We start from the raw sequence: 22,973 nt of genomic DNA on the forward strand, positions 1-22,973 counted from the left end.
CGCCCTTAACCGTATGGAGATCTGCGGAGACAACCAATGCCTCGCTAGCTCATTTTCATACGTAAACGTCTTGCCTCTGAGAGCTACGTAGACTCACACCATGGATGTCCTCAGTGATGTGATTGCTGTGGTGCGCACGGGTGAGCCCCGGTCGGCGCGTGTCGCCTGGCATGCCCCATGGGGACAGCGCTTCCCGACGGTGCGTGGGTCCGCGGGTTTTCAGGTGGTCCTGCAGGGATCGTGCTGGCTGATCTCCCCGGACGGCGACGCCCCCATCGCGCTGCACGTCGGCGACGTGGTGTTCCTGCCCCACGGAAGCGGCTACGCGCTGGCCGACAGTCCCGCCACCCCGCTGACCGAACCCGTCTGCGATCCGCTGAACGACCCACGATTCCAAGACCGCTACGCCTCCGCGACCGTCGGAAAGACCGGACAGTACGGCTCGCAAGCGGTCACCATCACCCTCTGCGGTGGATACCGGCTCGACCCCAACCGAGCCCACCCGCTCCTGCGCGACCTGCCCGAAATCGTCCACCTACCCGGCCGGGTAGGACATCGCCCCGAACTTCGCGCCGCAGTCGACCTCCTCGGCGGCGAGATCAACCACCCCCGCCTCGGCGTGGACACCGTCGTACCAGCCATGCTCGACGTACTGCTGCTCTACATACTGCGCGCCTGGTTCGACGAGCGGTCCGAACGCGGCACGACCACCGGCTGGGCGGCGGCGCTGGCCGACCCGGAGATCAGCACCGCATTACACGCCATCCACCGCGACTGCGCACAACCATGGACGGTCCAGACGCTTGCCAGTCAGGCTGGACTGTCCCGGGCAGCCTTCTCCCGGCGCTTCACCACCCTGCTCGGTCAGCCGCCCCTGACCTACCTGACCTGGTGGCGTATGACGACCGCAGCACGACTGCTCCGCGAGTCCGACGCCGCACTCAGCGAGGTAGCCGCCCGGATCGGCTACACCTCCGAGTTCGCCTTCGCCAACGCCTTCAAGCGGGAGTACGACACCGCCCCGGGCAGATACCGACGACAGAGCAGAGCGGAACCCGGAATGACGAGGCCCGCAAATCGCAGGCGGGCACGGCCTAACCGCGACACTCAGCCGAAGGGTGTCGACCACCGCTGATGAACATGGTCCCTGATCAGTCCTCGCGTAGATGACGTTCCCGAGCTACCGGAAGCTCCAGGTCGGGCCCTGACGCCATGATCTTTTGGTTCTTATGCCGTAACCTCGGCTCCACCGGTTCGAGCCCCGTCCGGCATCTTCGACGCGGACGGGCTCGAATCGCTCACTACTGTCCGCGTGGCGGCAGCGGCCAGCAACCGTCGATGACCACGATGTCGGCGTCGCCGCCAGTCACGGCCGGTTCCCATGTTCTGGGGGACCCGCCGGGGGCACGTCACAGAACTGTGCACTACCCGCGGGCGCGTTGGTGGTTGAGGGCCACGTACCCGTTGCAGCCGCCACGAACCCGGCGTTGATCGCACGCAAACAGGTGTCGTATTCACGCCGAAGGCACGTCACAGGGCTGCAAAGCGCAGCGTGACTGGCCGATCACCGATCGTGGAGTCCGCTCATGTGAAGCCACGAACGATGCCCTCGGCGCCTACGCCGAGGGCATCGTCGCGCTTCTCGGCCGTGGCCGGCATGCCGCCGCTGAATTGTGTGCAGCAGTGGCGGATGTGCCTGGCGGAGCGGGCTTTGCGCGACGGCGACACGACCGTGGGCGCGCTCGCCGCATCGCTGGGCTACGCGTCCGAGAGCGCGTTCAAGCGGCGCACCGGTGTGGCGCCGCGCGCCTATCGGGCTGCGGCGCAACGAAGCTGAGGCAAGCCGAGATGTGACGATGCCGGCAACGCTGCCACGCCGCGGCCGGACGCCGCATGAGCGGGACGCCTGTCAGGCGGTCAGGGCGCGGGTGGGCGCGCCGAGCGATGTGAGGATCACGTCCAGAGCCGCTTCCAGGTGGCGGCTGCGGCCGGTGGCCATGAGGACGACCACGCCACCCTGGATGGCGGCCACCAGCGCCGCGGCGGTCTCTCGCGGATCGACGCCGGGCCGGATCTCGCCGGCAGCCTGCATCGTGGTGATGCCGCGGCACAGCGCGGCTTCCCAGGCCTCCAGCAGGCGCACGGTGATGGCGCGAGCCGCAGGCGTGTGCTTACCCACCTCGGTGAGCAGCATGCCGAGCGGGCAGTTCGGGCCGAGACGCCGGTAGCGGTCGACAACCGCCGCCTGCCAAGCCGACCAGGCGTCCCACGAGTCGAGGGCGCTCAGATGCGGCTCCTGGTCCTCCAGAACCCGCCCGGCCTCGAACTCTGCCACGGCGAGCAGCAGCTGCTCCTTGCCATCCGGGAAGTAGTGGAACATCTGGCCCTTGCCGGTGGCGCTGCGCTTGCCGACGTCCTCCAGGCGCGTCGCCACCGCACCGTGCTCGCGGATCTCGGCGGCCGCTGCCTCAACGATCCGCTGCCGGGTGGCGGCCCCTCGTACGGTCAGCACCGGCCCTCCTTCTGTACTTGCGGGTCCAATTTTGCATTACGACCATGGGAAACGTCCACGCGAAAGGAAGAACGATGCGAGCGATCACCATCACCGAACTGGGCGGCCCCGAGGTCCTGAAACTTCAGGACGCCCCCACTCCCGAGCCGGGCGAGGGTGAGATCCTCGTCGACGTCCGGGTCGCCGGTGTCAACTTCATGGACACCGGCGCGCGCCAGAACGGACGCGCCGACGGCGCCTTGCCGTTCGTGCCCGGAGTCGAGGCAGCGGGCGTCGTCCGGGAGACCGGCCCGGGTGTCGGCCAGTTCAAACCCGGCGACCGCGTGGCGTGGGTCTACTCCTACGGCGCGTACGCCGAGCAGGTCGTCGTCCCGGCGGCGGTCGCCGTCCCAGTGCCGGACACCATCGACGATGAGACCGCCGCGGCGATCATGATGCAGGGCGTCACGGCCCACCACTTCACCACCGAGGCGTACCCGGTGAAGCCGGGCGACGTCGCTGTCGTGCACGCCGCCGCGGGCGGTCTAGGCAAATTCGTCACGCAGTTGGTCAAGCAGCGCGGCGGCACGGTCATCGGGATCGTCTCCCGGAGCGAGAAGGTGGCGGCGGCCCGCGCCGCGGGCGCCGACCACGTCGTGATCTCCACCGGCCCGGACTTCGTGGACGAGGTGCGCGAGCTGACCGGAGGCCTCGGGGCGCACGTCGTCTACGACGGGAACGGCGAGAGCACCTTCCGGGCGTCGATGCGTGCGCTGCGGCCCAACGGCACGATGCTGTACTACGGCGCGTTCATCGGTCAGGTGCCGACGATCAGCATGCGGGAGCTGCCGCATAGCATCAAGATCTGCTACCCGGTGTTCCGCGACCACATCTCGACCCGCGAGGCGCTGCTGAGCGTCACGGGCGAGTTGTTCTTGCTGGTCGCCGACGGCCGTCTCGAGGTCACCATCGGCGGCCGGTACCCGCTGGCCGAGGCCGGGCGGGCGCATCGAGACATCCAGTCGCGGTCGACCACCGGAAAGCTGATCTTGACGATCGGAGCCGACGTCGCTCGTTGACGCCCGCGCGCAGGATGTGCCCGGGTCGCGCGCAGCGCCGTCCGGCCGGCTTCATCTCATCGCGCTGGTGGCCAGGTGGCGGGCCGCGTGGCGGGCGCGGCGCTTGGCCACCTTCAGCTGCTCGTGAGGGTCGCCGAAGACGCCCTCGTTGAGGAATGCGGCGAATCCGTGTGCTGTCGCGCCGATCGTCGTGATCAGGTCGTCCTGATCGGCGACCTCCGGCGTGATCCGGGCCGCCGGGTCGCGCAACAGCAGGAGCAGGCTGTCGCCGGCCTCCGCGAGGGCCGGATAGGCCTGCTTCTGCAGCCCCGTGCCGAAGGTGATCTCGAACAGCGCCTTGCTGTCGGCGGCGAACTGCACGTACGCGGCGGCGAAGGCGGCCAGCTACGTGACGAAACGGCGGCGAAGGGCTTCGATGACCTGGTGTCGCGAACGACTCCAGAGATCGAACGGCTCGAACCGGGCACGCTGGCGTACGTGGTCCACTCCGTACCGGATGAGCCACTGGCCCGCGTGTTTTACGAGCTGTACATGGACCGTGCAGCGTTCGACTTCCACGAGGAGCAGTCGCACACCAAGCACTTCTTGGACGAGCGGAAGCGGTACACCAGCGGTGTTGACGTGACGTTCATGCAGGCTGAGTCCGGGAAGGGGCCGATGCATCTGTGATCACCGAGGAGCAGCGCGGGTTCGGTGCCCGGGTTGCCGAACTGCGAAAGCAGCGCGGCATGACCCAGGGCGAGTTGGCTGCCGCACTGGGACGCACGTCGAGTTGGCTCTCGCAGGTAGAGCGGGGAGTTCAGCCGGTTGTCAGGCTGGACGTCCTCCGCCTTCTCGCCGACGGTCTGGGCGTGTCTCTCCAGGCGCTGCAACCGGACTCTCCCATCGCGCCGGAAGTCCCGGTTCACGAAGAGTCTGTGCAGCCAGCCAACGATCTAGATCAAGCTCGACTCGTCATCTCCGGGCACCCAGTGCCGGAGGTCCTGCTCGCCGGGGAAGTTACTGCCGCGCCGGTGAGCGTGTCCGAGTTGCGCGCAGCCGTTGACGAGATCTGGGCGCTGACGCACGCGAACCAATTCGCGGAGCTGAGCGCTTCCATTGGTCCGCTCGTCCCGCGTTTGGAGCGGGCCGCGCGCACTGCCCCGGATAACGAGCGGCCAGCGTTATGGTCGCTGCTCAGCCGCACCTATCAGGCGCTGTCTGCCGCCTTCGTGCGGCAAGACGAGCCTGACGCGGCATGGCTTGCGGCCGACCGGGCGATCAGCGCTGCCGAGCGATCCGGCGAGGCATTGCACGTTTTCGCGGGCGTCTTCCGGCTCGCGCAGGCGTTCGTCCGCCTCAAGCGCACCGATCAGGCTGAACATGCCGCGACAACCGCAGTGAACGCACTCCACCAGCACACGCCGGACGTAGCCGCCACATCGGAAGCGCTTTCGGTGATGGGTTCACTACATCTCGTCTTGGCGCTCGTCCACGCGCGCGCCGGCAACCGCGCTGAGGCGCGACGCGAGATCGACCGCGCCCGGCAGGTGGCACGACGTCTGGGAAGTGACAGGAACGACTTCAACCTTGAGTTCGGACCCATAAACGTGGAGATCCAAGCTGTCTCCATCGCCGTCGAGCTGGGGGACGCTGGGGAGGCCATCGACATCGGGCAACAGATCGACGCTGAAGGGCTGTCGATCGAACGGCGTGCCCGGTTGGCCTTGGACATGGGGCGCGCCTACGCCCAGCGCCGACAGAGCGGCGAGGCACTCGCTTGCCTTCTGCGGGCTGAAGGGCTCGCCCCCGAACTGATCCACACGCACGTGGCGGCACGGAGTGCCATCAGAGAGCTGATGCTGATCGCTGGCCGCGCAACGTCGCCGGAATTGAGGGCGCTCGCCGAACGCGCCGACGCCCAGCCTTAGGAGTCAGCAACGAGGACGACACCATGACGGTCGAACGAGGGCGGCAGGTTATCGAACGCATGTGCGGTAACCTGCTTCAGTGCTGGTTGAGCACTGGTGGATGGCACCTAATACCAGGCTCGCCTGTCGAGACATCTGGCTACGCCGCGACGGCGAGGCGTGGACTTGTCGAGGTCTGCACTGGGCTGCAAGCGTGCGGCATAGTCCACGATGATCAACTGCGCGGCCGTATCGCCGCGAGCGCAAGGTGTGAGGCGCCTCGCCTACCGCCGTCGGCGCTTGCGGGTGGGCTGTGATTCAGATGTCAGTCGTGGCGACCTCGGTCTCGGCAGCGGGTGAGCGCAGGGCAGTGATGATCGTTCAGCGCCGACAGCATGGTGATGACCCCTGTCGTAGCGCAGCCTGTCGGCGTAGTTCGCTGGCAGGCGCACCGAACCCCGCCCGTCGGACGTCCCGCCTGGGCGAATCTGGCGCCGGTTCGCTGCTGTCTCGGCGCGCCCGACCGACGACGTCGCGGAGTTGGATTGCGGTCGCCGATTGACGGCGTCATCAGGTCCACGCCACCATGATCACGTTTACGGATTTGCCGCGATCCGCGCGTGCAGCTGATGAGATGGTTGATCTCACTCGGCCGACGAGACTCCAGGTTGCCGGGCCGAAGCACCGGCACCGGCACGAAGCTGCGTTCAATCGCCCGCCAGCGTGGGTGCTCGTTGGGTGCTCCACCGCCGCTGGACACACCGCCACGGGGACGGGCCGCTCCACCCGTTCGGTGGATACGCGCCCCACGCTGCTGTCAGAAACGCCGTAAAACGGACCTGCTTGGACGGATGAGCACGATCCGGCACGGCTCTTAATCTGCGGGTTGTAGGTTCAAGTCCTACGCGGCGTACCATTCATTGGCGTCCTGACCTGGGGTAACTCGGGGACAGGGCCCTAACGCTTTACCTAGCGGTCTTAATTGGGTGCTCGGTGGGTGCTCGCCCGGACCGGATCGCTCAATCCACAATCAGCCAGCGCTCTGCATGTCAGTCCCAATCCGCAACTCGAGAGTCACGACAACGCAGCGCAGTAAGCGGAAAACGCTTTCGCAACAACGTCCTGTGGCTCGGGCACAGCCCGACTCTGTTCGGCCGGTTGCCGCGCTTCACGCCGCGGCACTCCCCGCCGGCCCCCTTGCGGAGGGGGAAGGCGCCCGGCCGCCTCTCGTGAGGACGGACCGGTACGGGACGCCTCCAAGCTTGGCATCTCCCGACGCCAGCCCCGTTGGCGGATGATGCGCTCGCCGTTCGGAGCTAGTCAATCAAGTTTGGCCCACTCTGGAGTATATCGATCGTCGCTATGTTGTTTCTTGAGCTACCGCGATGTCCGTCGTGGCTCGGACCGTTGCTCCCGCGGCCACGCCGTCCGTGGATAGGCACGGTCTTGCCTCCGGCGGGACCTCTGGCTCCGGGGTTGCTGCGCTCACGTATGCCGTCGACCGGCCCGAGCTGAGCAGACCGGCACCAGGTGCGCCAGGCCAAGCCGCTTCGCGGTCGCCTTGCGGCGAGCCTGGCGCACCTGGCACCGCCCTGCTAGGGCAGAGGTGGCCGACGGCATACGGGGAGAGTCCGCTCAGCTGGTCACGGCGATGCCGGCGCCCCGAGTGGACTCCACTCGCGTTCGCCCGCTATCCATGTCACAAACTCGGAGGCAAACTACGCCTCCTGCGGTTCACCGCCGGCGGACTGCTGACCTAGCCGGTCTGCGTACTCAGCGTCCCAAGAGTCAAGCGTCGTCAAGACGAGGTGATCGATAATCGGCTGTAATGCCGCCGGCGACACGTCGCCAATGTCGAGCCGGGCAATCATCCCGTCGTACATCGACCGCAAACGCGTCTCACGTTCGTCTCGTGCAATGCTCGGGCCGTCTTGAGATAGGTATGCCTTCACTTCTCGCGCCTCGCGCAGCGTGACAAGGAGATCACCGAGGCCGAGAGTCCGAACCACACCCTTGCCTGCGGCCGCGAGCACGGGCGGCAGCACGCGCGCCGCGTGGTCCATTGCGTACTGACGGAACAGCTCCGCGGGCGCTGCGACGCTGTTCGCGATCGCCCCGGCAAGTAGGCCAACGCAGGCATCTGCCAGCCGGACTGGTGTGCGGCGAACCCATACCTTCGCGGGCCGTCTCGCGTAGCGAAGGTCAGCCCGGACGTGCCGCTGGAGCGCCGAATTCGTCGCGTGCGTGAAGAAGTGTGACGCTGGCCGATACACCATGTCGTACAAGACGATCGCGAGCTTGGCGCCCGTCTTGGAGTCAATCTGCGCGGTCATGGACCTTACGTCCGGCAGCTTCTCCGGCTGACCGAGCGCGCTTACCGCCTGCCGGATCACCGCGTCAGGAATCATCTCGACGTGCGACAGGAAGGCCAGCAGAGACGGTGCTGCTTTGAGTTCATCTCCGCGGATCTTGTCCCTGGCATTGGGGGTGTACAGACACCACAGTCCGAGGATGCAGGTTTCCACTGCGGTACGTGCCAGCTGCGCAGCCGCCTCGTGCTGACGCATCTGGACCACCCTACGGGTGTCGTGCTGCAGACGCAGCAGCCGTAGCAGCGCCAGCCGTGCGTAGCCGAGGTCGGTAAATTCCGACTCAGAATTTGGCCAAGGGTCGTGCGTGGCAAGGGCGTAGGCGCTACGTCGAACACGGATGCGGCGCGCCAGGTCGGGATACGGCAGTACGCCACGAACGACAAATCCGCCGAGCGTCAAGACGATACCTGTCATGGCACATAATCATCGCAGGCGGTTCGAGTAACGACGTTGCATTTATCGACCCCACCGGTGATCAACGTCTCCGATGCCCGGTGTGTGTCACTATCCGGGATCCGGCTTGCCCATCCCGGCGGTCTATGGGCCAGCGATGGACCGCGAGCACCGGTAAGCCCTACTAGCGATATATAGCAACCGACGCTGCTCGCGTGTGCACACAACCCCACTTGCTATGATGATCGTTGTTGGCCCGACGTTGTACTGTCGCCAGCCGTTGACCGGTCAGTCGATCGGGATGCCGGCCTGCTGCATCAGACGCTTGGCGTACGCCGTCAGCACCAACGAGAGCGTACTCCCGGCAGCCGTCCCGACCGTGCCCAGCGCCCGCTGCATAAACTTCTTCACGATGTCCGCATCGGGCTGCTCGTTGGCAAGTTCGCCCTCCACGACGTCGAGGTTTCGTGCGAGCGTCGTCCGGTGATGTGGTTGGAACTCAACGACATCGCGCACGTCCTGGCGGTGCCGTGCAACACGATGGTGGTGTCGCAGCGGTTGTTGAAGGAGCGGGTCGACCGCCTCGTTGCCGCGGTTGATCCTGCCGGGTGGCTGCGGTTGAGCTGTGGTGCGGGCGCGCACGGTGAGCGGGTCTATGACTGGACGGCGGTGCAGATCCGGCCGCTGCGGCGCCCGGGTTGGGGACATTGGCTGCTGGCCCGGCGCAGCATCAGCGACCCGAGCAAGGTCGCCTACTACGTGTGTTTCGGGCCGGCCGGCACCGACCTCGACGAGCTGATCCGGGTGGCGGGCTCGAGGTGGGCGATCGAGGAGTGCTTCCAGACTGCCAAGAACGAGACCGGCCTCGATCACTACCAGGTTCGCGGGTATGCAGCGTGGTATCGACATGTCACGTTGTCCATGCTCGCGGCGGCGTTCCTCGTGATCACCCGAGACGCCGTCAAAAAAGGGGATCCGCTGCCAGCGGCAGCGAACCCCTGATTCCCTTGTCCGTCAACGAGATCCGACGGTTGTTCAATCGGATCACTGCCCCGTTGACGCACGTCATCGAACACGTCGTGCACTGGTCGACGTGGCGACGAACAAGCCAGACCCGCGCCCGCATCAGCCACTACAAGAGACGCAGACATCATCACAACCTGTCGTTGCAGTACTAAGCCATCACGTCCCCACTGCACCAGCGTGACCGCGAGGTTGACCACTGCTCGGGCTTCTGCCCCGTGCCCAGCCGAAACCGCGTACCGGTAGCACCTCCTCGAACGCCACCGTCAGCATTGCGCCGACGAGTCGCGGCAAAGAGATCCCGTCGCGTCGATGAACTCGTTCGCCAAAGCCCGACCCGCCGAAGTCATCTCCGCCAGCCTCGACCCGCTCGCCCACAAGCCGATCGTCTCAGTCCGGCGGACAGAATTCGATGGCAGAAACCCACACAGGGACAAAGTCCGCTGGCACGAGGGACACACCTCGATGGCAACGGACACTGGGCGTTCGACGTGTGGTCGGTGTTGGTAAGCGTGGTAACGGCTCGCGGTGATGGGCGTGGGCTGCCAGGTTGGGCCGGATGGGGTGACGGGTTCGCCGCGGGCCTGGCGGACCGCGGCGGTGACCATCTCCGCGCCGGCTGCGGCGCCCAGGCCCGCGTCGGGGCTCAGGCAGGGCATGAGATCGACGATGACGGGTCGACTGTCGATCCGGGCGAGGGTGGCGGGCCCGGTCCAGGCCAGCCGGGCCGCAAGGGTGGTGACCGGGTCGCGGGCCAGCGCGAGCAGAGTGATGACGGTCTGGAGGTGCGGCGGACGCACCGGCGCCGGACGACCCATTCAGCGAGTGGCGAGCCGGTACCGCCCAGGTGGCTGACCGTGCCAGCGCTTGAAGGCGACGGCGAACGCGTACGGCGAGTCGTAGCCGACCCGGCCCGCGACCGTTCGCAGCGGGGCGTCGGTCTCGCGCAGTAGCCGCGCCCCGAGGATCATGCGCCACTGCGTGACATACGTCAGCGGGGCCTGGCCGATCAGCGCGGTGAACCGCCGCGCGAAGGCCGCACGGGACATGCCCGCCGCCGCGGCGAGCGCCGCCACGGTCCAGGCCCGGGCCGGCTCGGCGTGAATGCCGCGCAGCGCGGCGGCGATCGACGGATCGCCGAGCGCCGCGCCCCACCCGGTCTCGGGCTGCTGGGCGAACCAGGTCCGCAGGATGTAGACGAGCAGGGCGTCGATGAGGGCCGGCACGACGGCCACTGCACCGGGCCCGGCGCCGGTCGTCTCGTCGTGGAGCAGCGTCACCGCGGGGTGTCCGCCGAGCCGCGCGGGCAGGTGCAGCACCTCCGGCAGGGCGTCCAGCAACGGATGTGGCCGGTGCCGGTCCGGCACGTAGGCACCGCAGAGCAGCACCGTGCGGGCACCGTCTCCGTCGAGCCGGAACCGGCCGGTCGCCTCCCCCGCGGCCAGCTCGACCGGCCGGGTGTCCACCAGCGGGGTGTCGAGGTCGTCGGCCAGCGCGACACCGTCACGGTGCCGCGTGAACACCACGTCGCCAGCGGCAAGGGCCAACGGGGCGTGGTCCGGGAAGAGGAGCCAGCCACGGCCCTGGAGCACGATGTGGAACCCGGCGCCGGCGACCCCGGTGAAGCGCAGTCCCCATGGCGCGCGCAGTTCCGTGTAGACCGAGCGGGGACGGCCCACCCGCATCGCGGTGAGCACGTCGGCGAGGACGTCCACCCTGCGATGTTAATCGGCCGAGACGACCACACATTGGTACGCGCAGCCGCCCGCCATACGTTCTTACGGGGCACGACACGAGCTCGACCACGACATATGGAGGCGACGATGGACAGGGTCATCCTGGTCACGGGGGCGACCGGCCAGCAGGGCGGCGCGACGGCGGCCCGGCTGCTCGGGGACGGATGGCGGGTCCGGGCGCTCACGCGCGACGTCACCGCACCGCCGGCCGTCGCCCTGGCGGAGCAGGGCGCCGAACTGGTCGCCGGCGACCTGGCCGACCGCACGTCGCTGGACGAGGCCGTGCGCGGCGCCTACGGGGTGTTCAGCGTGCAGCCGGGAGTACTCTCCGGCGGTACCCCGGAAGGGTTTGACTCCGAGGTGGAGGCTCGATGGGGCCGGCATCTCGCAGAGGCGGCACTGGATGCGGGCGTCCGGCACCTGGTCCACAGCTCGGTCGCGCGCGCCGAGGACAGCGCCGGCATCGGCGTGTTCGAGGCGAAATGGCAGGTCGAGCGGCACATCCGGGCGATCGGCCAGCCGGCGACGATCTTGCGGCCGGTCTCGTTCATGGAGAACTACGCGCATCCGGCGTGGGGTGTTCCCGCCGGCGCCCTCATCAGCGCGCTGCGGCCCGACACCGTCGAGCAACTCGTCGCGGTCGACGACATCGGCGCGTTCGCGGCGCTCGCCTTCGCCGACCCGCACGGCACGATCGGACGGACCATCGACATCGCCGGTGATGCGCTCACGCCGGTCGAGATCGCGGCCGCGATCAGCCGCGTGACCGTCCGGACGATTCCCTACCGGCAGATCCCGATCGAAGCGATCCGGCGGCAGAACCCGGCCGCCGCCCGCGCATTCGACTTCCTTAACGACGAGGGCGGCTACCAGGTCGACATCGCCGCCGTGCGCTCTGTGCACCCCGGGCTGCTGGACTTCGACGCGTGGCTCGACCGGCACGGCAGGAAGCTCTTCGACAACCTGGGCTGACCGAACTGTCAATCCCCTGTAATCGTGGAGGACTCCGTTATGCGGTGTGAGCCTCCAGCGCTCGGACCGTTGATCGTTCGTAGCCGATAGGAGAGCGTCTGCCGCGGATTGAGGTGAAGCCGAGTTCCTCTTCGACCTCGCGCCGGGCCGCGTCGTGTGGTGACTCGTCGCCGTCGACGGCGCCGCCGGGCAGCAGCTCCCAGTAGTCCTTGTAGACCGGTTCCACCAGCAGAACCCGGTCGGATGCGTCGCGGAACAGGACTCCAGACCCCATGCGCTTGCGTGGGAGCGTGGCCGTGTAGTTGCCGTCGAACGTGGTCACCAACGGAGGCTAACGCGGCCGCCACGACCCCGGTGTGGTCCATTGTGGATACGGCTGCCTCAGCCCCGTCCACGGTCGGGGTGTGGCGGGCCAGGACGGCCAGCAGCCGCCCGGCGTCGGCGACAAAGATCGACGGCGCACTGCCCCGGATACGACATTGGGTGGTACTGGTTGACCGTCTCGAGCGCGGGACGGACCACGACCCCCGTGGCGGCCACGCCGCCGCCGAGGTCCCGCATCGGCCGCTCGTCGTCCAGGAGGGCGGCCAGCACGGCCAGGGGTATCCGCCGGCCCGGCGTGATGATGTCTGCGTGCGGGGTGAGCGTCCAGGCTCCGGGATCCTCGAACACGTCGTCGAGGACGACAGTGACGGCGATGTCCGGGTAGCCGAGCTCGGTCGCCGCGGTCAGCAACTGCCCGCCGCCCGTGACGCGCCGGGCCGGCAGGACCGGCAGCCCGTGCTGCTGCAGCAGCTCGTACAGCTGCCGCCGGCTGTAGGTCAACGCCACCATCGGAGCCGGCGGCAACACCAGAAACGGGCCGCCGGGGTACTGCTGTTCGTCTATGCGCTGGCGTTGCTGAGGGGCTAGGGGTGGGCTGATTTGTGGGGGCGGGTTCAGCCCAGGACGGTGCGGGTGCCGGCGTCGAGGAGCAGGTCGACGCGGTCGTTGGTGAATGCGGTGCTGTAGCCGGTTGTGGTGTGGGCGTGGGACTGCGGCCGCCAGGTGGTCGGGTCGAGGATGAGGGTGTCGTGGTCGATGACGCCGCTGCCGTAGTCGTGTTTGCCGACGATGGCGATGCCCGGCCGTCCGGCCAGGTCCACGGTGCGGCCGGCGACGTGCAGGCCGGGGGTGGTGCACAGCACGGTCAGGGCGGCGGCGTGCTGGGTCATGGTGGGCAGGGTCTGCCGGTACCGCATGGCGATCGCGGCGAGGACGTAGGTCGGTCGTGGATCGTGCGGGTCCCACATGCTGACTTGCCCAGCGAGGACGGCGGGGTTGCTCGACCAGGCCGTGGTCGCCAGCCACCACCCGTGATCCGGGTCGGCGGGGTCGGCCCCGTCCGGGGTGTGTGCCGGTGGGGCTGGCCGGGCCGACCAGGTGGTGCCGCTGGCCGGCCAGCGGCCTGAGTCCCAGCTGAGCTGCTGCTGGGTGATCGTGGTCTGGTCGGCGGCGTGCCAGGTGGTGAGGTCGTGCTGGTAGTGGCGGTGATACCAGGTCATGGTGGCCGGGTCGTAGTCCAGGCCGATGTCGTAGTACGTCGACCGGGTGGTGAACACGCTGTACCGGCCGGGTTGGAGCCGCACGAGGGTGCCGAGTGTGGTGCGGCCGGTGGCCGGCAGCTGGACCGTCACCGGCGCCAACCGGTCGGCGACTCCTGCCGTGGGTGGGCGCAGCAGCGGCGGGACGGCTGCCGTGTGCTGGACCGCTGCGGCCCAGGTGCACATCGCCGGCACCGGACGCGTCTGCACCAGCGGCACCGGGACAGCCGGTGCACGCGGTTCGGCGATCGGCGACCATACGGTCCCGGCCATGCCGGCGACCACCACGGCGGCGATCACCAAGGCGGCGTCCGAGGCTCGACGAGGTCTCGGCTGGCGGGCGGCGGCCGGTGCGGGGGTCGCCGCGGTGAACGGGGTGGGTTGGTCGGTGCTGGGTGGCGCCGGCGGGTCGGGCTGTTGGGCGAGGTACGCGACGTGCACAGCGACCCACGGCTCGCGGGTGTCCGGGATCACCGCGCCGGTCACGGCCGCGTCGTATCGGGAGAACAGTGCCGCGGCGGCTTGGCGCTCATCGGCGGGGGCGGGATGGTCCTCGGCGATCCAGCCGTAGCCGTCGACCGGGCTGCTGCCCCAGCCCCGCCAGTGCAGCAGCAGGAGGTGGGTCAGCAGGTCGGTGACGGTCAACGCCTGCAGGGGGTTCGGTGCTGGTGGTGTCCAGGTCGCCCGCGGCGGGAGCCGCGGCTGCTGGTGCTCCGGCAGCCGCTGCACCGCGGCCATCGCCCGCCAGGCCGCCACGACGGCACCGGCCCGCAGCCGCAGCCGCAACCACGCATCGTGCGCCACTCGGATCCGCACTCCTGACACTCCCTGCACGGGCGCTGCGACCGTTCGCAGCGGAATCGGTTGATGGGGACGGCGGCCTGCCGTCACCCGGGGGCCGTGTTACGGGATACGGCCGACGGCGCCGTAGACGCCGATCTCCTCCGCGCTGCACGGGCCGGGATCGTCGGGGTTACGCCAGTCGCGGACCGACACCAGGCCAGGCTTGACGAGGTCGAGGCCGTCCAGCAGCGTGCGGAGTTCGTCGCGGCTGCGCGGGTAGAACCCGGCAGCGTCCCGGGCGGTCAGGCCGGGCAGGGCGGCCCGATCCTGCTCGTCGAGGAAGTCGGCGGTGCCGTGACTGATCACGACAAAGCTGCCCGGGACGAGCGCTCGGCGCAGCCGGGCGACGATGCCGCGCGGGTCCGGGTGGGCGATGAAGTGCAGCACCGCGATCAGCAGCACCGCGATTGGTCGGGTCAGATCAAGCGTCTGGTGCAGGACTGGGTCGCGCAGGATGCTGTCCGGGTCGCGTAGGTCCGCGTCGAGGTAGGCGACGGTGTCCGGGGTGGCGCCGGTGAGCAGCGCCCGGGCGTGGGCGAGCACGATCGGGTCGTTGTCGACATACACCACCCGGCAGACGCGGGCGACGCGCTGGGCGACCTCATGGGTGTTGCACGGCGCGGGCAGTCCGGTGCCGATGTCCAGGAACTGCCGCACACCCCGGCGGGCCAGATAGCGCACCGCGCGTCCGGCGAAGGCCCGGTTGGCTCGGGCCGCGGCGGGGACCGCCGGGAACCGTTGGGCGATCCGGTCGCCGGAAGCGCGGTCGGCCGCGAAGTTGTCCTTCCCGCCGAGCCAATAGTTGTAGCGGCGCGCCGGGTGCGCCACCGTCGTGTCGATCCGGGCCAGCACGTCGGCGTCGGGCACGGGCAGGTCCGACGCGCCGCCGGACGGTGCGGCTACGGTCATCGTGCTACTCCTGAACAGGACCGCAGCGCATACAGGTCTCTGGCGGCGTAGGTGTGACGGTCGACCCAGACGACGCCACGGGTGATGTGTGCCTTCCTCCCGCGGCCCGCGATCGCCAGTAGCAACGTCACCTGCTCAACCGTCAGCCGCAACACGATCCCGCCTCGTCACCGCACCGCGCCGGGGCGCCACATGGGAAAGAGCGGTTCGCCGTCGTAGGGCAGGTCGAACAGCGGCGCGCAGTCGGCGTAGCCCTTGCGCAGGTACAGTTCGCGGCTGCGGCCGTTGCTGGCTTCCAGATAGGACGGCAGCCGGTACTGGTCCAGGGTGCGGTGGCGCTGATCGAGCAGTGTGCTGCCGAGGCCCTGGTTCTGCCAGCGTTCGTCGGTCGCCAGGAACGCCAGATAGGCGTGCGGGCCGCCGTGCCGGGGATGGGCACGGTCCATCTCGTCTTCCAGGCGTCGGAACCGTGGTCGCCACGGTCCGCACACGGTGGCCATCCGGGCCTCGTAGCCTGCGACATCCGGGTGCGGTACCGCGAACCAGACACCGGCCGCGACGAGCGCCCGGGAAGCCCCGTCAACCATCTCGATGACGTCGACCTGGCCGTGCCGCATCGCGTGCTCGACATGGACCGTGAAGTAGCCGGTCAGCACCGCGACGCGTGCCTCGGCCGGCGGGACCAGCCAGCGACTCACGTCCAGCGGTGCAAAGGATTCCGCGATGAGCCGCGCCACGGCCGGGGTGTCGTGCCCGGTGGCGACGCGGACCTGGTGCTGTGTGTCCGGGGTCGTCACCGCGAACCGCCCGGCGCGCTGCTGTGCGCGGGACGGTGGACCGGCCGGGTCACCGTGCCGCCATGTGCGGTTGCCGGTGTGGCACCCAACCCGATCGCCTGGAAGATCTCCGGAGAACCGCGGCGCAGGATCAGCGCCCAGCAGGCACCCGCGAGCGCGAGCGCCACGTACCCGGCTGGGAACGCCGATCGCATCAGGGAGTCCGGTCCGACGTTGAGCAGTCCGGCGAAGTTCTCGACGATCAGCCACGCGATCCAGCCCAACGCGACCGCCGCCGCGACCGGCGCGACGTAGCCCTGCCACACCGACACCCGACCGAAACCCGGCGTGCGGCGATGCCGCAGGAAGTAACACGGCACCGAGATCGACGTGGCCACGATCAGCAGCAGGATGCCGAACCCGCCGCCGGTGCCCAGCCAGTAGAACAGCTGCACCATCGGATCCGCCCCGACCGCCGCATAGGCCAGGATCACCGCGAGGCCGATCCCGCTCTGCACGAGCGAGGCGTTGCGCGGGGCGAACGTCCGCGGTGTGGTGCGGCCCAGGAACCCGAACACGACACGCTCCCGACCCAACGCGAACAAGTACCGGGTGACGTTGTTGTGATACGACAACGCCGCCGCGACCAACGACGACAGAAACAGGACACGGCCCACGTCGATCAGCAGATGCCCGCCGACATGTCCCGCGGCGACAGCGAACGGCAGATCGCTGGGGTGCGCGGCGGCAGCCTGCTGCAGCTGCTGCGAGCCGATAACCACCTGCAACGCCCACGTCGACCCGCCATACAACACCGTCATGATCGCCAGCCCACGAAGAATGGCCCGGCCGACCGTCTTCTGCGCGTCCTTCGACTCCTCGCTGAAGATCGGCGGGGCCTCGAACCCGACGAACGCCGCCATCACGATCGCGAACGCGACCCCCAACGCCGCCAAACCGCCCAGGCTCGACGGGCGCAGCGGCTCCACGCTCACCGCGCCGCCGGCCGGGTGGACCAGGTCGATCACGTCACAGACCACGACCAGGACCACCTCAGCGACCAACGCCACCGCCAGGACCTTGCCGTTGACGTCCACCCGCAGCACACCCATCACCGCCACGAACGCCCACACGAGCAGCGCCATCGCCCACCACGGCACCGACCCGGCGACCGACGCGGGCAGCAGCGCCACGGCGGTCGGGCCGATCGCCCCGAACAACGCGATGGCCAGCATCCCGTACGCCGGTACGGCCACGAACGCGGCGGCGACACCGAACGGCTTGCCCGCGCCCTGCGCGATGTAGCTGTAGAACGCCCCGGCGTTGCGGATGCGTTTGGCCACCGCGATGTAGCCGACCGAGAACACCGCCAGGACCGCCCCGAGGATGACGAACGCGAGGGGCAGACCGGTTACGCCGGTCACCTGCCACGCGACCGGGACCAGACCCACCAGGATCGTCAGCGGTGCCGCCGCCGCAACGGCGAAGAAGATCAACGACAGGGCGCCGAGTTTGTTCGCGGCGAGGGCCGACTCGACCCGCCCCGGCGATGCTGCAACAGCCATGGTGCTACTCCAAACGAGGGGTTGAGACACACGAACGTGTGAGGGGGTTCAGGGGTGGCTGGACAGCACGGCATCGCCGACCAGGGTTTGCACAGCTGTGCACAGCCGTTGCAGGTCCGGGGGTGCCTCCTCGGCGATGTACCGGCGCAGCCACAGATCGCCGGTCGTGTGCTGCTCCCACAGCACCACCGGCAGCAGCCCGACCGCTTGCACCAGCCCAGCCACGGTGATGTCCGCCCACGTCCGGGACAGGTGCGGCAGGTCCCCGAGGATCACATGCTGCAGCCGCGTCGGTCGCCAGCCCGCCGCAGTCCGATCGGTCGGCCACAACACCCGAGACGCATGGCGCCGCAACCGCGACACCTCGACTGCTTCGACCAGACCGGCCAGTTGCAGCCGTTCGACAACCAGGCTGGTGGCCTTGTCCTCGGCGAAGAACTTGAGCCAGGTCCGCACATCCAGGGCGCGCTCCGACCGCAGGTAGGCCAGCACCACATGCGCGAACGCATCGTGCGGCGGCCCGACATCGGCCACCCGCACCACGTCGTCCGCACCGATCGCGACACGGCCGCCCAGCACCAGCTCCCCCAGCAGCCCGCCGGCCAGCCCGAGACCCAGCGCCCGGGGATGCAGCCGGCACCGCCAATCCCGCTCCTCATGGGCGATCAGCCACAGGTCATCAGCCGGCCGCAGCGGCTCGCGCCACACCGCCGCCCCCGCGTTCACCGCACGCTCCGGATCCGCGGGTCGTGCAGGACCTCGACCGGGATGTGCACCTGACGTTCGGTGCCGGGCTTGCCGTTCCACAGGATCTCCATCCCCGTGACCGTCATCCATCCCGGCTCCGGTGACTCGGCAGGCGCCGCCGTGACCCGCAACCGCAGGTTCCCCACCCCGAACCGGTAATCCGCCTCCCGCAGGCGCAGCACGTCACCGACCCTGACCGGCCGCGCCCCGCCCGTCCGCTCAACCACCGGACACACCCCCTCGCCGTGGAGGAAGCCAGGCAACCAACTGCGCCCGTCGCGCCTCGACATCGTCCGTCGCGTCGCTGAACGCGTCGTGCAGATAGGTCGACATCAGCAGCCGCAGCCCATGCAGATCGCCGCTGTACTCGTCCAGCAACTGCTCCCGGCGCAACCGGCACGGCCACGGCGCGCCGCACGAACACCGCCACGACGGACGCTGCAACACATGTGTCACCGCCCACCACCATCCGCCCGCCACACCTGACCGGCCGGCAACGCATAGGTGACCAACGACGTCGGCGCGTTCCAGCCCGACGCCCCGGCACCGCATCCAGCGTCGACCGTGGAACCAGGCTCGGGCGTGGCCGTGTCCCCGCCGCAGCGCTCGTCCCCGCCGTGCAGCCGATCCCCGCCAGCCGCAGCACCGCGACCACGCCGTACACCGATCCGCATCACTGCCTCCCCAGGTCAGTCCGGCACTCAGCCACATCCCGCCACGCGCCAGACAGCGCCGGTGGCCACGGTCATCTACGGCTGGCGCTCACCCTGCAACGACTGGCGTACCTGGTCGTGCGCCCGACGGAAGGTCGTGCTGTCGGCGTTCCCCGGAATGCTCCAAGCCGCGAGGAACGGACCCGATGCCGCGGTGCGTGGCCGGAAGCTGGCGGCGTGACGGCAAGCACCCGCTCCCGGCCGGCTCAACTGACGGCCAAGGCCGCAGGCCGCGAGGTTTCCGGTTGCCGAACCGCACTGGAGACCTCGCGCATTCCGGCAAACCCTCCCGGGCTGACGAACGCCATCCGATTGGCACCGAGGAGCCTGGACGCCTGACGCCTGCTGCAGGCCGACGTTCGCCGCAGGAAGCAATGCATCGGCAGGTGCCGGACGCTGGTGCAAGCGTGAGGTTGACATGGGTCGAACAGCTCCGTCGGCAGTCCATCGATCAGTAACTGGGGGCGAGTCAACGATCACGCACTGACGGAGTGCTGGGAATACCGACCTAGGGTCCGACTTGCCGTACCGACTTGTTGTCCGACCGGCCGTTGAGCTGGGGTTTTGTAATGCCGCGCCGCCGGTTCCGCGCTCGTCGTAGCCGCGGCTGGGGTTACATTGCGCTCGTCCGGAGAGCTGCACCGCAGCTACCCGGCTCCCAGCGACCCGTTGGAGGCTGAGCCGGTGACCCCCCCCAGTCCATACATCCGCCGGCAATGGCCTGGACGTGAGATCCGGCGGCTGGGCGAGGAGTACGACATCGCTGCCGAGCCGTTGGCCCGGGCACTCGGCTTCTCCCGACAGCACCTCAACGCACTGGAGAACGGCCGGTTGGGCCCGGACATCGACCTCGTCAGTGGCATCTGTGACTATCTCAGCGTGGGCGCCAACCGTCGCGCAGCGAACATGGACGCCGCCACGGACGGCTGGACCCGCGGCTGGTGGACCGCCCACGCCGAACGGATGGGGCGGCGGCAGGCGATCTTCGCCGACCTGGAAAGCGGCACAGCGGCCATCTCCGAATACGCCATCGCCGTCATCCCCGGCCTGCTGCAGACCACCGCGTTCGCCAACGCACGACTCCGGTGCCAACCGACCCGGCACAGCGAACACTTCGACCCAGCCGCAGCGGTCGCCGCCCGCACCACACGTCAGCAGCTGTTCCTCGCGCCGGACGGTCCCCACTACGACGTCGTCCTCGACGAGGCTGCGATCCGCCGGTGCGCCGGTGCGCCGCCGAGCCGTATATCGTCGCCGAGCAGCTGCGGCACATAGTCACCGTCTGCTTTGGGCAACCGAACATCATCATCCGGGTGCTGCCGATCGGCGCGCCGATGCAGGGCCACAGCGCGCCCCGGTCGGTCTTCCCGATCTACCGCTACCGCGCCCCAAGCACTCGGTCGCCGTCGCGGTCGACACCCTCACCGAAGAACTCACCCACACCGACCCGGCACAGATCGACCCCTACCTGCACTGCACACCCGGCTTAAGCCGGCGCGCTGGACCCCACCCCAAGCCTGCATACCCTGTCCGCCGCCGCGCAGGCCCCGACCACCGCCCAAGGAGCCGCAGCATGACCACGAACACCTACACCGGCTGGCGCAAGTCCACCCGCAGCGAGGACGGCAACTGCGTCGAAGTCGCCAAGGCCGTCAACGGCTCGATCGGCGTCCGCGACTCACAAGACCCCACCGGACCCGTCCTCGACTTTGACCGGGGCAGCTGGACCTCGTTCACCGACGACATCCACACCGGCCGCTTCGACCGCTGACCCCAGCGTCGCCGCCGCCCGGCCGTCAGCGAAGATCGGCCTGATCCTTGGAGGGCGCTCCTGCTATGCCGCGTCATCCCGATACCGAGGTGGTGCCGAACCCGCTGTTCGTCGAGGCCCGCAACCGGCTGCGGTCCGCGCGGTGGCCGGACCGGCCGATATCCCGGCCGGAACTCGCTGACACCGTCAACGCCACCCTCGACCGGCTGTTCCCGGGCCAGGACATGCGTGCGCACTACGTCGACTTCCGCTGGATCGGCAAGATTGAACGTGGTGAGCACCGCTGGCCAGCCGCGGAACGACGGGCCGCCCTCCGCCACGTCCTGCACGCCGCCACCGACGCCGACCTCGGGCTGTTCCCGAATCGGCGCCCGCACGATGCGACGCGAACCGGCCTACACCCCGCAGCAACACCGGCGGTGCCGGACCAGCGATGCGAGGCGGGCGTCGAGGCGCTGGACTCCGCCGAGGCATGGCTCCACCGGCTCGGTGACCTGGCTGCGACACTCCGCGACGGCATCTCCACCGACCTGCTCGAGCGAGCCCGGCGGCACCTGCGGGTTCTGGATCGGCTGCAGCACAACGGCGCCCGTGCCGACCTGGCGCCAGCCGATGCGCGATGGTCCGAGCTGGCGAGCTGGCTCACTGACAACGCCGGCGAGCCCGATGTCGCCGTCTGGCTGCAACGTGCGCAGCACCGCGCGCGCGTCACGGGCGACCAGGCGCTCAACGCCTACACCCTTATGCGGCACAGCCAGCACGCGCTCGACGGCGGCGACACCCGGGCCGCGATTATCCTGGCCCGCCGATCCCTCACCTACGGTCCCGTGCCCGCCCGAACCCACGTACTGTGCCTGGCCAGAATGGCCGAAGCCCTAGCCGCCTGCGGCGACGACACCACCGTCACCGTCGTCGCTCAAGCCCGGCGCCGGATCCGCGGCGCCGGTGTCGACCCGGCCGACGACTTCGCCAATCACTGCGACCTGCGGTACGTCACCGCCGTCGACGCCCGCTGCAGGCAACTCCTCGGCGACACCGCCTCGGCCGCCACGATCCTCGACGACCTGCTTAGCGAGCCCGGACTCACGCCGCTCGACGCCGGTGTCTGGCATGCCCATCTCGGCGAATGTCACCATGCCGCCGACCCACAACGCGCCGCCCGCCACGGCAGCCGGGCGCTGCAACTCGCCGCCCAAGCCGGCTCCTACCGCCCCATCCGAGCTGTCCAAGCGCTCGCCGTGACGTTGCGCCCACACCGCGCCCTGCTCGACGTCCAGAAGTTCCTCCAGGCACATCAGCAGGCCGTGACCGGCCCGGTGCCAAGATAGCCCGGTGGATATGTTCCCTGCGGCCACAACCGTTGACGTCACGGATCGCGCCCCACGGGTAGCCGTCCTGCCTATCGGCAGCTTCGAACAGCACGGCCCCCACCTGCCGCTGGCGACCGATTCGATCGTCGCCACAGCGATCGCCGACGCGGTCGCTGCACGCTACAACGTGCTCCTGCTGCCGCCGGTCACCGTCTCCTGCTCCCACGAACACGCCGGCTGGGCCGGCACCGTCAGCATCAGCCACCACACTCTGTCCGCCATCATCGAAGATATCCACACCTCGCTGGCCAGCAGCGGCATCACCGCCCTCGTCCTCGTCAACGGCCACGGTGGCAACTACGTGCTGAGCAACATCGTCCAGACCGCGAACGCGTCCATACCACGATCCATGAGCCTGTTCCCGACCAGAACCGACTGGGACACCGCGCGCGTTGCCGCGGACCTCGACACCAACGCGCATCACGACATGCACGCCGGCGAACTGGAGGTCTCCATCTTGCTGCACGTGCAACCACAGCTGGTGCGACCCGGTTACCCCGACGGGGATCATGCCGCCGACGAGCGGCCGATGCTGCTCGTTGATGGAATGCGCGGCTACACCGAGACCGGGGTCATCGGCAAACCCTCCGCCGCAAGCGCCGGGAAGGGTCAACAGTTGCTAGACAGCCTTGCCGCTACGTTCCAGCAACACTTTGCCCTTCTGACCAGCCAATAATTGATCGGATGCAGACAGTCGCAGGCGTACATAGAAGCGCGGCGGCGACGATAGGCTGACGTCGT

The 22,973-nt window shown here is 68.9% G+C and carries 23 protein-coding genes and 3 pseudogenes; 12 read left to right on the top strand and 14 right to left on the bottom strand.

Annotation, left to right across the window (positions count from 1 at the left end; genetic code table 11):
* Nucleotides 1-100 precede the first annotated feature (100 nt).
* Nucleotides 101-1,045 (top strand): annotated as a pseudogene (locus tag ACPPVO_RS35905) (AraC family transcriptional regulator); the annotation flags it as partial.
* A gap of 612 nt (nucleotides 1,046-1,657) precedes the next feature.
* Nucleotides 1,658-1,837: a helix-turn-helix domain-containing protein gene (locus ACPPVO_RS35910; protein WP_426514762.1), complete on the top strand. Its 180-nt coding sequence runs from the start codon at nucleotides 1,658-1,660 to the stop codon at nucleotides 1,835-1,837.
* A gap of 72 nt (nucleotides 1,838-1,909) precedes the next feature.
* Here ACPPVO_RS35910 and ACPPVO_RS35915 read toward each other — a convergent pair whose 3' ends face one another.
* Nucleotides 1,910-2,512: a TetR/AcrR family transcriptional regulator gene (locus ACPPVO_RS35915; RefSeq protein ID WP_426502987.1), complete on the bottom strand. Its 603-nt coding sequence runs from the start codon at nucleotides 2,510-2,512 to the stop codon at nucleotides 1,910-1,912.
* A gap of 74 nt (nucleotides 2,513-2,586) precedes the next feature.
* On the opposite strand from ACPPVO_RS35915, the gene ACPPVO_RS35920 reads away from it, so the two are divergent.
* Nucleotides 2,587-3,570, top strand: a complete 984-nt coding sequence (locus ACPPVO_RS35920; protein ID WP_426502988.1) for a quinone oxidoreductase family protein — start codon at nucleotides 2,587-2,589, stop codon at nucleotides 3,568-3,570.
* A gap of 51 nt (nucleotides 3,571-3,621) precedes the next feature.
* Here the strand turns inward: ACPPVO_RS35920 and ACPPVO_RS35925 are convergent, their stop codons facing one another.
* The gene (locus ACPPVO_RS35925) at nucleotides 3,622-3,930 is read right to left on the bottom strand and encodes a WHG domain-containing protein (protein WP_426502989.1); all 309 of its coding nucleotides are present in this window, start codon (nucleotides 3,928-3,930) and stop codon (nucleotides 3,622-3,624) included.
* A gap of 63 nt (nucleotides 3,931-3,993) precedes the next feature.
* On the opposite strand from ACPPVO_RS35925, the pseudogene ACPPVO_RS35930 reads away from it, so the two are divergent.
* The 3 genes and pseudogenes from ACPPVO_RS35930 to ACPPVO_RS35940 form a co-directional block, all read left to right on the top strand.
* A pseudogene (locus tag ACPPVO_RS35930) lies at nucleotides 3,994-4,098 on the top strand (antibiotic biosynthesis monooxygenase); the annotation flags it as partial.
* Between the two features lie 3 nt (nucleotides 4,099-4,101).
* Nucleotides 4,102-4,239: a hypothetical protein gene (locus ACPPVO_RS35935; protein WP_426514936.1), complete on the top strand. Its 138-nt coding sequence runs from the start codon at nucleotides 4,102-4,104 to the stop codon at nucleotides 4,237-4,239.
* On the top strand, nucleotides 4,236-5,480 hold the full coding sequence (locus ACPPVO_RS35940; protein ID WP_426502990.1) for a helix-turn-helix domain-containing protein: 1,245 nt from the start codon (nucleotides 4,236-4,238) through the stop codon (nucleotides 5,478-5,480). Before ACPPVO_RS35935 ends, ACPPVO_RS35940 begins: the two co-directional genes overlap by 4 nt.
* A 1,697-nt stretch (nucleotides 5,481-7,177) precedes the next feature.
* Here the strand turns inward: ACPPVO_RS35940 and ACPPVO_RS35945 are convergent.
* Together ACPPVO_RS35945 and ACPPVO_RS35950 are read right to left on the bottom strand one after the other, a co-directional pair.
* Nucleotides 7,178-8,245, bottom strand: a complete 1,068-nt coding sequence (locus ACPPVO_RS35945) for a hypothetical protein (RefSeq protein ID WP_426502991.1) — start codon at nucleotides 8,243-8,245, stop codon at nucleotides 7,178-7,180.
* Between the two features lie 267 nt (nucleotides 8,246-8,512).
* Nucleotides 8,513-8,677, bottom strand: coding sequence for a hypothetical protein (locus tag ACPPVO_RS35950; protein ID WP_426502992.1), 165 nt, complete (start codon nucleotides 8,675-8,677; stop codon nucleotides 8,513-8,515).
* 33 nt (nucleotides 8,678-8,710) lie between these two features.
* Between ACPPVO_RS35950 and ACPPVO_RS35955 the strand changes: the two are divergent.
* Nucleotides 8,711-9,226, top strand: a pseudogene (locus tag ACPPVO_RS35955) (IS701 family transposase); the annotation flags it as partial.
* 839 nt (nucleotides 9,227-10,065) lie between these two features.
* On the opposite strand, the gene ACPPVO_RS35960 reads toward ACPPVO_RS35955, so the two are convergent.
* Nucleotides 10,066-10,962 carry an AraC family transcriptional regulator gene (locus ACPPVO_RS35960; protein WP_426502993.1) on the bottom strand — a complete coding sequence of 299 codons (897 nt, stop codon included), beginning with the start codon at nucleotides 10,960-10,962 and terminating at the stop codon, nucleotides 10,066-10,068.
* Between the two features lie 108 nt (nucleotides 10,963-11,070).
* Here ACPPVO_RS35960 and ACPPVO_RS35965 point away from each other — a divergent pair, with 108 nt between their 5' ends.
* On the top strand, nucleotides 11,071-11,955 hold the full coding sequence (locus tag ACPPVO_RS35965) for an NmrA/HSCARG family protein (RefSeq protein WP_426502994.1): 885 nt from the start codon (nucleotides 11,071-11,073) through the stop codon (nucleotides 11,953-11,955).
* 37 nt (nucleotides 11,956-11,992) lie between these two features.
* On the opposite strand, the gene ACPPVO_RS35970 is transcribed toward ACPPVO_RS35965, so the two are convergent.
* The 9 genes from ACPPVO_RS35970 to ACPPVO_RS36010 all read right to left on the bottom strand — a co-directional run bounded on the left by ACPPVO_RS35970 (nucleotide 11,993) and on the right by ACPPVO_RS36010 (nucleotide 18,834).
* Nucleotides 11,993-12,277 (bottom strand): NUDIX domain-containing protein, encoded by a 285-nt coding sequence (locus tag ACPPVO_RS35970; RefSeq protein ID WP_426502995.1) that lies wholly within the window; start codon nucleotides 12,275-12,277, stop codon nucleotides 11,993-11,995.
* Between the two features lie 59 nt (nucleotides 12,278-12,336).
* Nucleotides 12,337-12,780, bottom strand: coding sequence for a hypothetical protein (locus ACPPVO_RS35975; protein WP_426502996.1), 444 nt, complete (start codon nucleotides 12,778-12,780; stop codon nucleotides 12,337-12,339).
* A gap of 113 nt (nucleotides 12,781-12,893) precedes the next feature.
* Nucleotides 12,894-14,324 carry a hypothetical protein gene (locus ACPPVO_RS35980; protein ID WP_426502997.1) on the bottom strand — a complete coding sequence of 477 codons (1,431 nt, stop codon included), beginning with the start codon at nucleotides 14,322-14,324 and terminating at the stop codon, nucleotides 12,894-12,896.
* A 117-nt stretch (nucleotides 14,325-14,441) separates the two neighbouring features.
* Entirely contained in the window at nucleotides 14,442-15,290 is an 849-nt protein-coding gene (locus ACPPVO_RS35985) for an SAM-dependent methyltransferase (RefSeq protein WP_426502998.1), read from the bottom strand.
* 167 nt (nucleotides 15,291-15,457) lie between these two features.
* Nucleotides 15,458-16,027 carry a GNAT family N-acetyltransferase gene (locus ACPPVO_RS35990; RefSeq protein WP_426502999.1) on the bottom strand — a complete coding sequence of 190 codons (570 nt, stop codon included), beginning with the start codon at nucleotides 16,025-16,027 and terminating at the stop codon, nucleotides 15,458-15,460.
* Nucleotides 16,028-16,083: 56 nt separating this feature from the next.
* Nucleotides 16,084-17,631, bottom strand: a complete 1,548-nt coding sequence (locus tag ACPPVO_RS35995; protein ID WP_426503000.1) for an APC family permease — start codon at nucleotides 17,629-17,631, stop codon at nucleotides 16,084-16,086.
* A gap of 48 nt (nucleotides 17,632-17,679) precedes the next feature.
* Nucleotides 17,680-18,357 carry a GPP34 family phosphoprotein gene (locus ACPPVO_RS36000; RefSeq protein ID WP_426503001.1) on the bottom strand — a complete coding sequence of 226 codons (678 nt, stop codon included), beginning with the start codon at nucleotides 18,355-18,357 and terminating at the stop codon, nucleotides 17,680-17,682.
* Nucleotides 18,354-18,605 carry a hypothetical protein gene (locus ACPPVO_RS36005; protein WP_426503002.1) on the bottom strand — a complete coding sequence of 84 codons (252 nt, stop codon included), beginning with the start codon at nucleotides 18,603-18,605 and terminating at the stop codon, nucleotides 18,354-18,356. Before ACPPVO_RS36005 ends, ACPPVO_RS36000 begins: the two co-directional genes overlap by 4 nt.
* Nucleotides 18,598-18,834 carry a hypothetical protein gene (locus ACPPVO_RS36010; protein WP_426503004.1) on the bottom strand — a complete coding sequence of 79 codons (237 nt, stop codon included), beginning with the start codon at nucleotides 18,832-18,834 and terminating at the stop codon, nucleotides 18,598-18,600. Before ACPPVO_RS36010 ends, ACPPVO_RS36005 begins: the two co-directional genes overlap by 8 nt.
* 926 nt (nucleotides 18,835-19,760) lie before the next feature.
* On the opposite strand from ACPPVO_RS36010, the gene ACPPVO_RS36015 reads away from it, so the two are divergent.
* From ACPPVO_RS36015 to ACPPVO_RS36030, 4 genes are all read left to right on the top strand, one after another.
* Nucleotides 19,761-20,366 (top strand): Scr1 family TA system antitoxin-like transcriptional regulator, encoded by a 606-nt coding sequence (locus ACPPVO_RS36015; RefSeq protein ID WP_426503005.1) that lies wholly within the window; start codon nucleotides 19,761-19,763, stop codon nucleotides 20,364-20,366.
* A 298-nt stretch (nucleotides 20,367-20,664) separates the two neighbouring features.
* On the top strand, nucleotides 20,665-20,862 hold the full coding sequence (locus ACPPVO_RS36020) for a DUF397 domain-containing protein (protein ID WP_426503006.1): 198 nt from the start codon (nucleotides 20,665-20,667) through the stop codon (nucleotides 20,860-20,862).
* A gap of 65 nt (nucleotides 20,863-20,927) precedes the next feature.
* Complete coding sequence (locus ACPPVO_RS36025) at nucleotides 20,928-22,190, top strand: hypothetical protein (RefSeq protein ID WP_426503007.1); 1,263 nt, start codon at nucleotides 20,928-20,930, stop codon at nucleotides 22,188-22,190.
* A gap of 4 nt (nucleotides 22,191-22,194) precedes the next feature.
* Nucleotides 22,195-22,908, top strand: coding sequence for a creatininase family protein (locus ACPPVO_RS36030; protein WP_426503008.1), 714 nt, complete (start codon nucleotides 22,195-22,197; stop codon nucleotides 22,906-22,908).
* Nucleotides 22,909-22,973 lie beyond the last annotated feature (65 nt).

The organism is Dactylosporangium sp. McL0621 (genome assembly GCF_049995355.1).
Lineage (GTDB): Bacteria > Actinomycetota > Actinomycetes > Mycobacteriales > Micromonosporaceae > Dactylosporangium.